The sequence below is a fragment of the Vibrio sp. KUL78 genome, from assembly GCF_059725505.1.
Genome location: NZ_AP045837.1, coordinates 1,692,650 through 1,706,698, shown reverse-complemented (window position 1 = coordinate 1,706,698; position 14,049 = coordinate 1,692,650). Strand labels below are relative to the sequence as shown.

Genomic DNA, 14,049 nt, shown 5'->3' with positions numbered 1-14,049 from the left:
TGAGTAATTGATAAAAGCTAGAGTCATAAAGCCCATGTGAATTGTTGAAATGATCATGGGCTTTTTCTAATAGTCACAATTACTAATCTCTGATTAAGTAATGTGATTATTAGGTATTTTATGGTAAATCATGATTATCGTTAAATACGATGATGAAATGAGGGAATAGTGGCAAGGAGAACATAGATTTTAAGCTAACGCACACCCAATTTAACATAAGATAGATAATACGCACTAAGACGTTAAATGTTAACAATCAAAGAGCTAGATTTGAAGCCACCAAATCCGTAACCCACCAGACAAAAAAGCCAGCAACATCGTGGCTGGCTTATTCCCTCAATTTTAGCTGTTTTTTATTCAGCTTTCATGAACAAATCTTTTGAATAGATTCGCCCTTCAACGTTATTCATCGGAAAGCCTCCAACAGTTGGTCTCACTAAGCGCGCTTGCATGTAATAATAAATCGGTGCGATTGGCATGTCTTCAGCCAGCAAAGCTTCAGCTTGATCATAAAACTTAGCGCGCTCCTCATCACTGGTGGCTCCAAGCGCATTCACGATGATTTTATCGTACGCGTCGCTCTTGTAGAACGCTCGGTTGCCAGCGTTGTCAGATGCCATTAAGCTCAAGAATGTTGATGCTTCATTATAGTCACCACACCATGATGTTCTTAACACATCAAAGTTGCCTTCACGACGCGCGACCAAATACGATTTCCATTCTTGATTCTCCAACTCGACTTTCGCTCCTAAGTTCTTACCAAGCATTGACGCTATTGCCACCGCAATAGCCTTATTGCTCTCACTAGTGTTATACAGCAGCTTAATATCTAATGGATTTTCTTCGCTGTAGCCGGCCTCAGACAGTAACTTTTTAGCTTCCTCATCACGTTGTTTCTGACTCATCGCACTGTAATTTGGTTGGCTTGCTTCAAATCCGGCAACGTATTTGTGTGCAAAAGTATATGCAGGTAAATTACCTACCTGAGTAACACCGTTTGTAATAACATCCCGCATTATCGTATAAGACACCGCCTTGCGAACACGCGGATCGTTAAATGGTGCCTTTGTCGTATTAAATGCATAGTAATACGTGCACAGTAATGGAACTACGGTGTAAGACTCTGGTCGTTCTTTCTTTAGCTTCGGTGCCATCGCTGTCGGCACATCGGAAGTAATATCCACTTCGCCCGTTGCAAAACGGTTCATTGCAGCCGTTTGGCTTTCAAATGGAATGTAAGTGACTTGGTTTAATACGGTATTATCGTTATCCCAATATTGCTGGTTTCTAATAAGCTCAATCCGCTCATTAATAACCCAATTTTCTAATGTAAACGCGCCGTTTGATACCATATTGCCTGGTCGAGTCCACTTGTCTCCATATTCCGCTAGGACCTCTTTATGAACAGGCATCATGGATGAATGAGCAGTCATCGCAACAAAGTACGGAACCTGACTCTCTAGTTCATACTGTAAAGTATGATCATCAAGTGCCCTAACCCCAAGTGAATCTAGAGAAGCCTTCCCATCTATAATAGATTGAATATTCTTAATTTTAGTAAGTTTCAAATACCAACCATTCGCTGATGCAAAATTGGGATCGGCAGCTCTTTTGATACTGTAGACGAAGTCGTGAGCGGTAACCGGGTCTCCATTTGACCATTTCGCATCTTTTCTTAACTCGAACGTGAAAGTTTTGTTGTCTTCTGTACTCCAAGATTTTGCAACGCCTGGTATCACATTGCCGTCTTTGTCTTGGATAACTAATCCTTCAAACAAATCCCTGAGCACGTGCATCTCTGGGAGGCCTTCTGCATTTGCTGGATCTAAGGTTGCTACTTCTGCGTCGTTACCGCGTACCAAATTTTGAACCTCAGCTAAACGTGCATCTTCTGGTACCACTGCAGCTGATACAGTGAACGCCGTAGAGACCATTGCTGCAAGTAACGAGACTTTCCATGAAATATGATGCTTCATCCTAAACCGCCTGATTGGTATAAAGTAATAAATGCCCTACTGTATTCTTAACAAGCAAACACTCTTATAGAATACGAGAGCTGTAAGATGTTAATACTGTTTCAGTTATGGCATATATGCATCTAGAATGCCGTGAGGAAAGACAAGAAGTTGAGAGTGAGTTATGAATAATGCAAATCAAAACAGGCCTATATTGCGGCCAAGACCCGAAAGAGCCAAGTTTCAACAGACACCCTCCACTTACGGGGATTCGGTCTTGGGGGCACCTCTACTTTACTTTGAAGGTTGTTCACCTGAGGAAGAGCGTGGCCTTATCCTCGCTGGAACACATGGGGACGAAACAGCATCGACTGTCGCTTTATCTTGTGCATTACGTTCGCTTCCTTCCGAGTATCTTAAACACGATGTCATACTTTCCATGAACCCTGACGCTAACCAACTGGGAACTCGTGCCAATGCCAACCAAGTCGATCTTAATCGAGCGTTTCCGACTAAAACTTGGACCGATAAAGAGACTGTGTATAGATGGAGCTCTTCTGCGCGTACGCGAGATGTAAAGGTAAAAACGGGAAACGCAGAGTCTTTGGAACCGGAGGTTGCCGCTCTAATTGAACTAATCGAAGCTCGAAAGCCACGCTTTATTGTGTCACTGCATGAACCCCTAGCCTGCGTCGACGACCCGGAGGACTCAAAACTTGGGAACTGGCTATCACAACAATTTTCGCTGCCGCTAGTGAAACAGATCGGTTATGAAACACCCGGTTCATTTGGGAGTTGGTGTAACGAGAAGGAGTTACTTTGCATCACTCTTGAACTTCCCGCGATTTCTGCTGATGCCGCCATTGATAAATACCTCGGTGCGCTCATCGATTTATTAAGGCTAGACTACAACGGCACAATATATTAACACCACTTATTGGATTCAGATAAATATTAACAATCAACTTGGCCCTGAGAAATAAATAAAATCAACATAATACATTCACAAAATTTCTCAGTTTGAATAACACGCTCCGTAATAATTACAACACTTGAAAGCAATACCTCTATAATTTTTCAAACCTCAGCCCAAAAGCATTCAGTGAAATCAACTAAAGCCTCACATTACATTGGTGCGCTTAATGGCGTGAGATCATCCATATCCTTGAATTTAGTTTTCACCCATAACCGTTTCATTATTTAACCAAATAACTCTCATAAAACCAATAATCAAAAATCACCCTTAGCGATATAACTCATGTTCAAAAATTCACAGTGTAAATACTAAATTACTTTTATAAATTTTTATTGTGTTTATTTCATTTTTAACTTTACACGACAAAGAAAATATTCAATCCTTATCCCAACGCAAAGACACGATGTCTTTTAATTAGTATTTAATTAAGCTTGTAGAAAAGGAGATTTCTATGACTCTACCAATTGAATGGTTCAAAAATAGCTACGTACGTGTGCAGAAGTGGGATGCGGAAGGACTTTCGTTGATTGAAGCAGAATCAGCATTGGAGACTTACTTAACGGATAACAACCCTATTTCCCTAGAAATGGCTGATTATATTGCTGAGAATTGGACATGCCGTCGTATTCAAATGCTAGACTCCGAGTCTCGCAGAACACTAATGAAAATTTGGGACGAACGGGAAATCGCCGCTAAAGCATAGTAGTTTGCTGTTTTCACTCCTCATTAGTTATAGTGCATTAGAGAATCTAAGAAAAGGGCATTTATGCCCTTTCTTTTTCTATGCTATCGACTCTTTTTTCGACCTTTAGATTTGAAGCTTTGGTGAGGGAATATGTTCCTAATTCTTTGCTGTATGTTCTTGGAAATCGTTTTACTGAACTTGAGTCTCATCCCGCTACGAGTCTGGTATACCTTTAACTCTCCGCTTGTTTTATCTCTTTCTACGATCTCTTTTAAATTGTGCTTAAACGTTGGCGGTAAGTGCCCTTTCGTATGGGTGATCTCACCTTGGTCCATCTTTACGACTAAAGATGGTCTATCTATGGCAACAAGCCAAAAGACTAATATGGCACCAACTAAAACGACATACAGCATCCTTAACCCCTATTTTAATCACCGAGTAACTTACTCAAGTCCTCTTTCAAACTACTAACCTTTTGCGTCGCCTTTTCACTTCTAGATGCTTCGCTCAGCAAGTATTCGATCGCTTCTGATAGTGTACATCCCAGATCATTGGCACGATGAGAAAGCTTTTCCCATACACGAAAATCCAAATCGATGGATTTCTTTTTGGTATGTACTTGTTCGGCATTGTAGTGACGCTTTCGCTTCGCCCGAATAGCTTGCTTTAGCTTGTTATCTAACTCAACCGACATGTGTTCATTGATCCAATCAAGGACCAGAGTAGGTTCATGCTCAAGTTGCTTAAGCTTCGATACGGCGTGTTCAATTTCGCTTGTATCTACATAACGAGTGATGTTCTCACCTTCACGCCACTTTTTTGTTAAATACTGCCACTTCCAACCACATTCTAAATTTTCAAGTTGTTGGTATTTCATTGGTTTGCATCCCTACTCTGTTTACAGTGACAGCGTAACCCAAGTTACTAAACTTCTCAATAATAAAGGTTGTTTTATGAGATTTTGCTCGCTTTACGTCGGCTCGAAAAACTAACGTTACAGCCCTATTCATTGTATACTTCGTGCAAATCTAAATTAAGTAAAGACATAATGAATCAAGTCTCTTGGCAAGAAGTTTGCCCCCTGTACAACGATTTTAGCGATCTCCTAGACACTGCTTCCACTCTCCCTCCGATTGAGCCTATTGAGTTACAACCGCGTCTCAAAGCTGCGCTGTCCTACTTCGTTTCAGACAATTGCCCTTCGAAAGTGCTAGTGATTAAAGATGGAGATAGCTTAGCTTATCGACAACTGGTTAGCGATTCGATCGAAAAGCTTGGTCACAGTACAATTATTGGCGTTGAAGCGAACCCAGGCCTACTTTTGGACCGCTATAAAAATGTGCAAGGTGAAAACCAAATTTCTAGGGGCCTTGTCTCGCAAGCTAATAAAGGTGTTTTGGTATGCTCAGCGCAGAGTGCACTGGCAAACCTTGGTGTATGGACCAATCTAAAGTCTCTGTTGCAAGGTGCTAAGCTTGAGTGCCTAGCAGTGGACTCAGAGAATGTGTCGGTACAACCACCAACATTTAGCTCAGATTTCAAGCTGGTGATTATCGGTGATCGTGAACAACTTTCAGATTTAGACCTGATAGATAGCGATTACCGTTCTGGATTTATGCAGTACACCGAAGTCGAAAGCGATTTAAAAGTCACCCAAACGAGCGCAGAGCAATACCTGTCGTTCGTAAACTATGTGGTTCGCACTTGTCTCGGGGAAAAGCAACTCGACCGTTCAGCTTATCTCAAGCTCCTGCAAGCCGGTGCGCGTGAGACCGAGGATAAGCAGTACTGGCCACTCTCACTTGATTGGCACAAAGCGTTGTTATGCGAAGCATCATCCTATAGTCACACTTCCGTGATATCTTGTGAGCATATCGAGTCAGCAATCGATGCAAAGCGAAATCGTGAGTCGTATTTACCTGAGCGTGCTATCGATGACATTTTAGAAGGTCAGGTCGTTATCGAAACGCAAGGAAAGCAAGTGGGTCAAGTCAATGGATTGACCGTCATTGATATCCCAGGCCACCCTATTTCATATGGTGAGCCAGCGCGTATTTCCTGTGTCGTTCACTTTGGCGATGGTGACATTTCGGACGTAGAACGCAAAGTAGACCTTGGTGGCAATATCCATGCAAAAGGCATGATGATTATGCAAGCTTTTGTCTCATCAGAGCTGGACTTGGATGCACCTCTGCCTTACTCAGCATCAATCGTATTTGAGCAATCATACTGTGAAGTTGACGGAGACAGCGCCTCACTTGCTGAGCTTTGCTCTTTAGTTAGTGCCTTGTCAGGTTATCCGATCGACCAGCAAATCGCTGTAACCGGTGCGGTCGATCAGTTTGGGCGCGTCCAAGCCGTAGGTGGCCTCAATGAGAAAGTCGAAGGCTTTTACAACGTGTGTAAGCACCAAGGCCTCACTGGCAAACAAGGTGTCATTTTGCCCAAGACAAATGTACAGCACTTGGCATTGAACAAAGAGCTTGTTGAAAGCATCAAGAACGGAGAATTTCACATCTGGTCAGCGACACACGTTGATGAAGTCATCCCACTTTTACTTGGTAAACCTTTCAATAGTGAAAGTGAAGAAAGTGTGATCGGCAAGATTGCTGAACGTATTGAAAACTTTGAAAAACATGAGATGCCAGAATCAATTGTGACAAGGATTAAAAACTGGTTTGTCTAGTCGTGGTCGGACTTGTCTAGCGTACACCTGTTCACTAAGATGGCCTAACGAAAATTTGGAGTAATTATATAATGCAAAACAGACGTGATTCTTATAGCCGTGAAGACCTTCTAGCCTCTAGCCGTGGAGAACTATTCGGCGAGGGCTACCCTCAACTTCCAGCACCTAACATGCTGATGATGGACCGCGTGACAAAAATGTCGGAAACTGAAGGGGACTTTGGCAAAGGTTTGATCGTTGCGGAACTCGATATTACTCCTGACCTATGGTTCTTCGATTGTCACTTCATCGGTGATCCTGTAATGCCAGGCTGTCTTGGCCTTGATGCAATGTGGCAACTTGTTGGCTTCTACCTAGGTTGGATTGGCGGTGAAGGCAAAGGTCGTGCACTAGGTGTTGGTGAGCTTAAGTTTACTGGTCAAGTACTACCCACTGCTAAGAAAGTAACGTACGAACTGCACATGAAGCGTGTGGTAAATCGTAAGCTGGTTATGGGTATTGCTGACGGTCGCGTACTTGTTGATGGTAAAGAAATCTACGTAGCAAAAGATTTGAAAGTCGGTCTGTTTAAAGACACTTCTGCTTTCTAAGATAGAATTTCAATAAGCGACTCTTCGGAGTCGTTTATTTTTAGTTAAGACTATTAGTTATAGTGCGTTAGGGGGTTCATTAAAAGGCCTCTTTTGAGGCCCTTTGTTACTTCAATTTCGCTCCCGACTACTTGAAGAGTCCTGATTGTTTATCATCTCTCGCGTCACGCCAACCGCCAAGCCAATATGACTTTGCATCCATTTGTTGATAGGGACAGGCTTCCATCGATCGCCCATTCAATCCAGCTTTGTAACCCTGTGATTGAGCTCGTTCTAGACGATCACGCTTTTGTCTCTTCATAGTACGGTCCTCGCTATACAAAATCGGTTTCCCAACTTTCTATCATTAAAGATTTGTGGAGCTTTTGTGACTCCTCTTTAATAATTGCGCATTTTCCCGCTAATCTCAAGATACAAAAAATCCCAGATTCAGAACTGTGAACCTGGGATTTTCGTCACTTGTGACTACTTGTTACGACGTAACCCGAAGAATCCAAGAAGAATCAATGCCATCCAACCTAGGCTTCCACCTTTACGTTCTACTGGTGGAGCATCAACGCCACGAGTCTCAATTGAGCGATCTGCTTCATTTGCGATCGGGATCAACTTAACTGCGACGACACGTTCTTTCTTCTGACCGTTTCCACAATATGAGTTGTGACCAGTGGTATCGTACCCCCCTTCACATTTCAATGCAGTAGCGGCTATGACACCATCATCATTTATGTCTGCAGCGTCGACAATACGGTATTGGTTATTCTGGCTGTTATACTTACCACCATTGGTCAGGTCATCTAACAACCAAGGTTTACCTTGGAAGATTGCCATACGTTCAGCCTCTGAGCCTCTTCCATTGTATGGGTAAATAAAACCACGCTGACGACGTTTCTTACCGAAATACTCGGTAGATTGCTCTGCATCAACAGCACCAACAATCTCATTGAAGTTGTTGATCGCACCTGGTTCACCACCCACTCCACGGAAGAATATCCCTGAGTTGTTGTTTAGCTCGTCGAAGTAACGTGCTGTCGGCGTAGAATAACCGCTATCAGCACCTAAGTTAATCTCTGCTAAGAACATTCGGTTAGCGGCGGCACCATTTTCACGCTTATCACCGCGACGCTTTGAAGCACCAAGTACGACAAGGTTCTTGTTTATATCGCTAGCGTACGTATTGCTATATATAAAGTCATCACCAGATTTGATTCGAGCATTTTCAATTGTTACAGGCGACCATTGTCTTGTGGTGTTATCAGGATCAATGGCAGTTGCATCGAACGTTTCTGAAGGAACAAACACCGTTGCTTGCAAGAAACTGTTTGAACCGTCGCCAGTAGTATTTAAACCTACAAGAAAAGGTTTGCCATTGCGTGGGTTATTCGCAGCTGTATCAGTTTGATCAGCGATTACAGCCCCACGAGCACTACCTTGAGAAGCCTTTTTATCATTGTTTATCGATACTCCGTTCTGCCATTCTGAAACAACAACAGCTCCTTGACTTAACGCGTCATAGTTCCAAACTGCTGCTTTAGTGCCAAATGCGAAATTTTGACATTCCGCTCTAGAGGCAGGGTCATCAATCAAACAATTATTTAAATCACCATTCCAATTTTTATTGTCATCGTTGTAATCAAATGGCCCTACAGCCGCACTACCAACGATGTACTCTGTACCAGCATAATTGAAGCTCGCCCATCCCATGGTTCTGCCCATGTTGTTGGTAATCTTCTGATCTTGGTTTGCACCCTCAGTAAGAACTGGCAATAGCATGTTAGTCGTATTATCTGCGCCTTGAACAAAACCACGATGACGATAAGCAGTTGCAAGGTTACCAGCAGCATTACTATCAGAAGTGTTTATACGATAATAACCGGAACTGGTATTACCTATAGAAAGGCCTGTCGACGTTAGGTCGTTAATAACAACATTCTCTGAGTTTGTTTCCGGCTTCGTATCACCACCACCCGGAACATAATCTGAAGTTGGTATTACACTCATTCTTGCCGCTACCGATGCGTTATCCGGATCTGAAGCAGCAGTTGTCTCACTAAATGCTAGTGCATTGGAGAGATAATCATCTTCACCTTTTATTCCATTCCAGCCGGTTTGTGAAGAGTTCAAAAACGCATCACGCTCACGCAACAAACCACCAACGTCACTAAAGCTGTACCACATCTTATCGGTCCAGCCTGGATCACAAGTCTGATAGCCTAGTTCATTTCGACAATAATCTCGGTTCCGATTCCAGTCTGTGTAAAAGAATGAAGCGTCAAAGTTAAAAGGGATTTCCTGGCGGTATGAATGTCCTTCTGCACCATTACGTGAGTCACCAAACAACTTATATTCCGTACACGTCGATCCTTCAGCAAAACAGCCTAGTGCATTAACAGAGCCACTTGGCTTCTCTATTGCACTGCCATAAAACTCGGTGATGTCGTCAACGTAAACACCTGTTGATTGGATACTGCCTGTAGGATCGACTTCGACCACTTTATACAAAGCAGCGTGCCCTGAAGTCGCAGCAAGTACACTTGCTGCAATCAATGAAATTTTAAAATTATTACGACTCATCAAAACTAACTTTCCTGTTGCATTGCTTCTAGCTCTTCCCATCGCTCAAAAGCAACGTCTAGCTCCTGCTCTTTTGCAGACAAACTATCTAAAATGGGTTGTGTCTCATCCACAGGCTTGGCGAAAAACGCTGGGTCATTGACCGTTTCCTGTAGTTGTTCAATCTCTTGCTCCAGCTGTTCCAACAACGCTGGTAACGCCTCTAATTCCCTTTGTAGCTTATAGGACAGCTTCTTAGGCTTAGAGTTCACAGTAGTTGCTTTCTTATCTTGTTCAACTGGCTGTTTTTTATTCTCTTTTACTGGTTCATAGGCTTTACGTGCATCGAGCACCTGTTGCCTTTGCTGCTGAGCATCATGATACCCACCAACGAACTCTTCGATAACCCCATTTCCTTCAAAAATCCAGCTAGCCGTCACAGTATTATCAACAAACTGACGGTCGTGACTTACTAGAAGCAAGGTTCCTTGGTAGTTGCCTAAAAGTTCTTCTAGTAATTCTAACGTCTCAATATCAAGATCGTTAGTTGGTTCATCGAGAACCAACAAGTTGTTTGGCTTAAGGAAGATTCTCGCTAGCAATAAACGGTTCTTTTCACCACCGGATAGAGCTTTCACTGGTGTACGAGCACGTTTGGGTGCAAATAAGAAGTCTTGCAGATAGCTAAGTGCGTGACGCTCGCGACCGCCAACCATGACTTCTTGTTTACCATCAGCCAAGTTATCAATAACACTTTTCTCTGGATCCAAAGCTTCACGGTATTGGTCGAAATACGCCACTTCTAGCTTGGTACCGCACTTTAACTTACCAGAGCTTGGTGTTAGCTGGTCAAGCAACAGCTTGATGAGCGTACTCTTACCGCAACCATTAGGACCGATAAGCGCAATGCGATCTCCACGCTGAATGTTGAACGAGAAGTTATTGATGATGGTCTTACCTTCAATCTGATAACTAAGATCGGTAGCTTCAAACACGATCTTTCCAGAGCGGCTTGTATCATCAAGTTTAAGGTTGACTTTACCTTGCACTTCACGGCGCCCTTTACGTTCTTCTCTCAATTTCTTGAGTGCGCGAACGCGACCTTCGTTACGAGTACGGCGAGCTTTGATGCCCTGTCTGATCCAGACTTCTTCTTGGGCAAGCTTTTTGTCGAATTCCGCGTTTTGCATTTCTTCAACACGTAACGCTTCTTCTTTCTCGACTAAATACTTCTCATAGTCACCCGGAAATGACACTAACTGGCCACGATCAAGATCTACGATACGTGTTGCCATTGAACGAATGAAAGCACGGTCGTGTGAAATAAAGATGATAGAACCGCGGAAATCCTTTAAGAACGTTTCCAACCATTCGATAGTCGTCACATCTAAATGGTTAGTTGGCTCATCAAGCAACAAAACATCAGGGTCACACACTAGTGCACGAGCTAACGCCGCTTTGCGTTGCCAGCCGCCAGAGAGGTCGGTTAACAATGTGTTTCCGTCAAGCTTGAGTGCACCGAGAATGTTCTTTATACGATCCTCAAAACGCCATGCACCCGACACCTCAAGGCTCTCTTGTACTTTTGCTAGACGATTGATATGGGATTCACTTGGGTCTTGTGCCACCAGCTCAAGTAACGTGTGATACTGCTTAAGTTGCTCTCCGACTTCAGCAAGACCTTCGGCAACATAGTCAGCAACCGTACCTGCTTGATCACGCGGTGGATCTTGCTCCAAACGCGAAACAACCACATCTTGAGTAATTTGCAGCTTGCCGTCATCCATGATGATGTCGCCAGCGAGCACCTTCATTAAGGTCGATTTGCCTGCACCGTTGCGTCCGACAAGACACACACGTTCATTTTCTTGCAAAGCAAAGTCGGTTTTATCGAGTAGCGGGTGATCGCCAAACGCTAGTTGCCCATTATGGATGGTAAGTAATGCCATTGACTGTTAACCATTGTTGAAGTTGAGAGAGATCGAAGGGCCAGTTGATTTCTGATTGATCAACTTTAATGACGGGAATAGTGACACCGTAACGAGAAAACAAAGCATCGTCGAAAGCGATATCAACGATACTAACCTTTTCTTCCAGCCCAACCTGTTGCAGGAGTTCAAGAGCCATCTCGCAGAGATGGCATCCTTCTGTGCTATATAAAATCAGTTCCTTTGCCATAGTCCATCTTTAGCTTTCGTGAGAGATAACCCAGCAGTTGTGAATATGCTTATTACGCGAGAAGTCCAGCGGTAGCGTTTTATCTGAGATGTTCTTAGCCGTTAATCCGATTTCTTCTAGCGCCGCCATATCCATCTTGAAATGACGTTTGTTATTAGAGAATACGATAGTGCCATTGGCACTCAATAATCGTTTGAGATCGCGCATTAACGTGACGTGGTCACGTTGAACATCGAAGGACTGCTCCATTCTCTTGGAGTTAGAGAACGTCGGTGGGTCAATAAAGATAAGGTCATAGCTGCCTGTTGCTTTAGCCAACCATTGTAAGCAATCTGCTTGAATATATTGATGCTGGCGACCCACTTGGCCGTTAAGCTTCATATTATCTTTTGCCCACTCTAGATAAGTGTTCGACATGTCTACAGTCGTTGTAGATTTGGCACCACCAAGCGCCGCATGCACTGTGGCAGAACCTGTATAAGCAAATAGGTTCAAGAAGTCCTTACCTTGTGCCATCTCGCCCAATTTACGACGAGTAATTTTATGATCTAGGAATAAACCAGTATCGAGGTAGTCATGAAGGTTTACGATTAACTGTGCACCATACTCATTTACCGTCATAGTCGATGACTTTTGAGCAAGCTTATTGTATTGAGATGACCCTTTTTTCTTTTCGCGCACTTTAAGCACAACATTATTCGTATCGACGCCTGTTACTTTAATCGACGCGCGAATAATATCCGTTAGACGTCGTTTGGCAGTCTCTTCCGGAATGCTCTTCGGTGCAGCGTACTCTTGAATAACCAATGAGTCTTGGTAAACGTCTACTGCAACGTTGTACTCCGGAAGGTCGGCATCATAGATACGGTAACAATCAAGCCCTTCTTTCTTGGCCCATTTACCTATCTTAGCAATGTTCTTTTTCAAGCGATTTGAGAAATCTGGCGCAATAACTTGCAGATCATTGTTACCAGAAATCTGTTCCGCACTGCGTTGAGAAATAGAATAATTTTTCTGGTGACACTGTAACGCACCATTATTCAATTTGAACTGTTTGTCTGCACGCATACGCAGACAGCTAAGTAAATCGTCAGAACTTGAGAAAATAGATGCTTGGCAACCGCCAAATTCTGTTTTTAGCTGATTACCAAACTCAGTGTATAAAGCAATAAGCCCAGGCTCGGTACCCAATCTTTCACCGTAAGGTGGGTTACATACGATAACACCTTCCCCAAACTCTACCGGTTTAGTTACTTTACTCGCATCACCTAACTCAAACGTAATTAGGTCATCGACACCCGCTCGTTTAGCATTTTCTCTTGCTGTGCGAAGAACTTTAGGGTCATTATCAAAGCCCCAAAACCTGCTGTCAGTCTTTTTGACACCGCGTCGAGCTTGTACGTTCGCTTCTGATTTCACTTCAGCCCAAACTTCAGGTTCAAAGTCTTCTAGCGCTTCAAAGCACCAAGATTTACGCTTAACACCAGGCGCCATATTTGCAGCAAGCATAGCCGCTTCAATCAGTAATGTGCCCGAGCCACACATAGGGTCGAGCATATTCTTACCTTGCTCCCACCCACTGCGAGAAACTATGGCTGCAGCCAATGTTTCACGCAAAGGCGCACGTCCCGACTCCGTACGATAACCACGTTGATGAAGACCTGAGCCAACCATATCAAGGCCAATTAATGCTTTATCTCTGTGTAGCCTAACGTGAACTCGCACATCAGCACGATCTTTACTGATATTTGGTCGAGGCAAGCTCTTCTTAGTAAAGACGTCTACAACAGCGTCCTTCACTTTCATTGCGCCATATTGGCTATTGCGGATTTCTCGGTTAGTACCATTGAAATCAACAATGAACTTCTTCGAACTGTGGAACTGGTTCACCCAATTGATAGATGAAGCAGCCAGATAGAGATCCATATCATCTTGGCAAGTGAACTCCGACAGTACTTTCACAAAGCGAGAAGCGTATCGGCTCCATAAACAAGCGCGATAAATCTGCTCATTGCTCGCTTTAAATTTAACTCCTGCTTGAACTGGCTTTACAGAAGTTAAACCCATTTGCTCAAGCTCTTGAGCAAGAAGGTTTTCAAGACCGTTGGAAGTGACGGCAAGATATTGGTTCATAGTGTTCATCTAGCTGTGAAAAATGGTGTTGATTATACCTGACAATCCCTGTTGTCACTAAATAAACCTGCACAATCTTCGTCTCTACTTGTTTGTTCGAACAAGGTTTAACCGTCATAAACCTTCTACATCTTTCCAATCAATACATAAGCAGTAGCTAATTTAAATAACGTAAACTTGGGTACTATAGCGATAGTGAATACTTATTCGCTACATTTTTGGTATATACCAATGCACATTTTTAGTTGTAATTTACTTACAAAATGCAGTGAAAGGAGGAATTTTGGAGTGAATGC

General features: G+C 43.2%; 12 protein-coding genes. 4 read left to right on the top strand and 8 right to left on the bottom strand.

Features of this window, described 5'->3' with window-relative positions:
* Window positions 1–353: 353 nt before the first annotated feature.
* Window positions 354–1,976 carry an ABC transporter substrate-binding protein gene (locus tag AC6I8Y_RS08085; RefSeq protein WP_498021384.1) on the bottom strand — a complete coding sequence of 541 codons (1,623 nt, stop codon included), beginning with the start codon at window positions 1,974–1,976 and terminating at the stop codon, window positions 354–356.
* 163 nt (window positions 1,977–2,139) lie between these two features.
* Between AC6I8Y_RS08085 and mpaA the strand changes: the two genes are divergently transcribed.
* Window positions 2,140–2,883 carry a murein tripeptide amidase MpaA gene (gene mpaA / locus AC6I8Y_RS08080; protein WP_394152366.1) on the top strand — a complete coding sequence of 248 codons (744 nt, stop codon included), beginning with the start codon at window positions 2,140–2,142 and terminating at the stop codon, window positions 2,881–2,883.
* Between the two features lie 499 nt (window positions 2,884–3,382).
* Window positions 3,383–3,634 carry a hypothetical protein gene (locus AC6I8Y_RS08075; protein WP_042475725.1) on the top strand — a complete coding sequence of 84 codons (252 nt, stop codon included), beginning with the start codon at window positions 3,383–3,385 and terminating at the stop codon, window positions 3,632–3,634.
* Between the two features lie 83 nt (window positions 3,635–3,717).
* Here AC6I8Y_RS08075 and AC6I8Y_RS08070 read toward each other — a convergent pair whose 3' ends face one another.
* Together AC6I8Y_RS08070 and matP are read right to left on the bottom strand one after the other, a co-directional pair.
* Window positions 3,718–4,029 carry a DUF3634 family protein gene (locus tag AC6I8Y_RS08070; RefSeq protein ID WP_498021383.1) on the bottom strand — a complete coding sequence of 104 codons (312 nt, stop codon included), beginning with the start codon at window positions 4,027–4,029 and terminating at the stop codon, window positions 3,718–3,720.
* Window positions 4,030–4,043: 14 nt separating this feature from the next.
* Window positions 4,044–4,493: a macrodomain Ter protein MatP gene (matP, locus tag AC6I8Y_RS08065; RefSeq protein WP_128650539.1), complete on the bottom strand. Its 450-nt coding sequence runs from the start codon at window positions 4,491–4,493 to the stop codon at window positions 4,044–4,046.
* 171 nt (window positions 4,494–4,664) lie between these two features.
* Between matP and AC6I8Y_RS08060 the strand changes: the two genes are divergently transcribed.
* Complete coding sequence (locus AC6I8Y_RS08060) at window positions 4,665–6,302, top strand: S16 family serine protease (protein ID WP_498021382.1); 1,638 nt, start codon at window positions 4,665–4,667, stop codon at window positions 6,300–6,302.
* A 71-nt stretch (window positions 6,303–6,373) separates the two neighbouring features.
* Window positions 6,374–6,892, top strand: coding sequence for a bifunctional 3-hydroxydecanoyl-ACP dehydratase/trans-2-decenoyl-ACP isomerase (gene fabA, locus AC6I8Y_RS08055; RefSeq protein ID WP_128650537.1), 519 nt, complete (start codon window positions 6,374–6,376; stop codon window positions 6,890–6,892).
* A gap of 127 nt (window positions 6,893–7,019) precedes the next feature.
* Here fabA and rmf read toward each other — a convergent pair whose 3' ends face one another.
* From rmf to rlmKL, 5 genes are all read right to left on the bottom strand, one after another.
* A complete protein-coding gene (rmf, locus tag AC6I8Y_RS08050; RefSeq protein WP_042475718.1) occupies window positions 7,020–7,193 on the bottom strand; it encodes a ribosome modulation factor in 174 nt (57 codons plus the stop codon).
* Between the two features lie 164 nt (window positions 7,194–7,357).
* Complete coding sequence (locus tag AC6I8Y_RS08045; protein WP_498021381.1) at window positions 7,358–9,463, bottom strand: DUF3466 family protein; 2,106 nt, start codon at window positions 9,461–9,463, stop codon at window positions 7,358–7,360.
* Window positions 9,464–9,468: 5 nt separating this feature from the next.
* The gene (locus tag AC6I8Y_RS08040; protein ID WP_446568845.1) at window positions 9,469–11,391 is read right to left on the bottom strand and encodes an ABC transporter ATP-binding protein; all 1,923 of its coding nucleotides are present in this window, start codon (window positions 11,389–11,391) and stop codon (window positions 9,469–9,471) included.
* On the bottom strand, window positions 11,369–11,620 hold the full coding sequence (locus tag AC6I8Y_RS08035; protein WP_234493743.1) for a glutaredoxin family protein: 252 nt from the start codon (window positions 11,618–11,620) through the stop codon (window positions 11,369–11,371). The genes AC6I8Y_RS08040 and AC6I8Y_RS08035 overlap by 23 nt, the downstream gene beginning before the upstream one ends.
* A 9-nt stretch (window positions 11,621–11,629) precedes the next feature.
* Window positions 11,630–13,753 carry a bifunctional 23S rRNA (guanine(2069)-N(7))-methyltransferase RlmK/23S rRNA (guanine(2445)-N(2))-methyltransferase RlmL gene (rlmKL, locus tag AC6I8Y_RS08030; protein WP_498021380.1) on the bottom strand — a complete coding sequence of 708 codons (2,124 nt, stop codon included), beginning with the start codon at window positions 13,751–13,753 and terminating at the stop codon, window positions 11,630–11,632.
* Between the last annotated feature and the right edge of the window lie 296 nt (window positions 13,754–14,049).

Bases quoted from the DNA above. Each gene is read 5' to 3' on its own strand.
- AC6I8Y_RS08035 (WP_234493743.1), bottom strand. From the start codon at position 11,620: ATGGCAAAGGAACTGATTTTATATAGCACAGAAGGATGCCATCTCTGC.
- AC6I8Y_RS08060 (WP_498021382.1), top strand. From the start codon at position 4,665: ATGAATCAAGTCTCTTGGCAAGAAGTTTGCCCCCTGTACAACGATTTT.
- mpaA (WP_394152366.1), top strand. From the start codon at position 2,140: ATGAATAATGCAAATCAAAACAGGCCTATATTGCGGCCAAGACCCGAA.
- AC6I8Y_RS08070 (WP_498021383.1), bottom strand. From the start codon at position 4,029: ATGCTGTATGTCGTTTTAGTTGGTGCCATATTAGTCTTTTGGCTTGTT.
- matP (WP_128650539.1), bottom strand. From the start codon at position 4,493: ATGAAATACCAACAACTTGAAAATTTAGAATGTGGTTGGAAGTGGCAG.
- rmf (WP_042475718.1), bottom strand. From the start codon at position 7,193: ATGAAGAGACAAAAGCGTGATCGTCTAGAACGAGCTCAATCACAGGGT.
- AC6I8Y_RS08040 (WP_446568845.1), bottom strand. From the start codon at position 11,391: ATGGCATTACTTACCATCCATAATGGGCAACTAGCGTTTGGCGATCAC.
- fabA (WP_128650537.1), top strand. From the start codon at position 6,374: ATGCAAAACAGACGTGATTCTTATAGCCGTGAAGACCTTCTAGCCTCT.
- rlmKL (WP_498021380.1), bottom strand. From the start codon at position 13,753: ATGAACCAATATCTTGCCGTCACTTCCAACGGTCTTGAAAACCTTCTT.
- AC6I8Y_RS08085 (WP_498021384.1), bottom strand. From the start codon at position 1,976: ATGAAGCATCATATTTCATGGAAAGTCTCGTTACTTGCAGCAATGGTC.
- AC6I8Y_RS08045 (WP_498021381.1), bottom strand. From the start codon at position 9,463: ATGAGTCGTAATAATTTTAAAATTTCATTGATTGCAGCAAGTGTACTT.
- AC6I8Y_RS08075 (WP_042475725.1), top strand. From the start codon at position 3,383: ATGACTCTACCAATTGAATGGTTCAAAAATAGCTACGTACGTGTGCAG.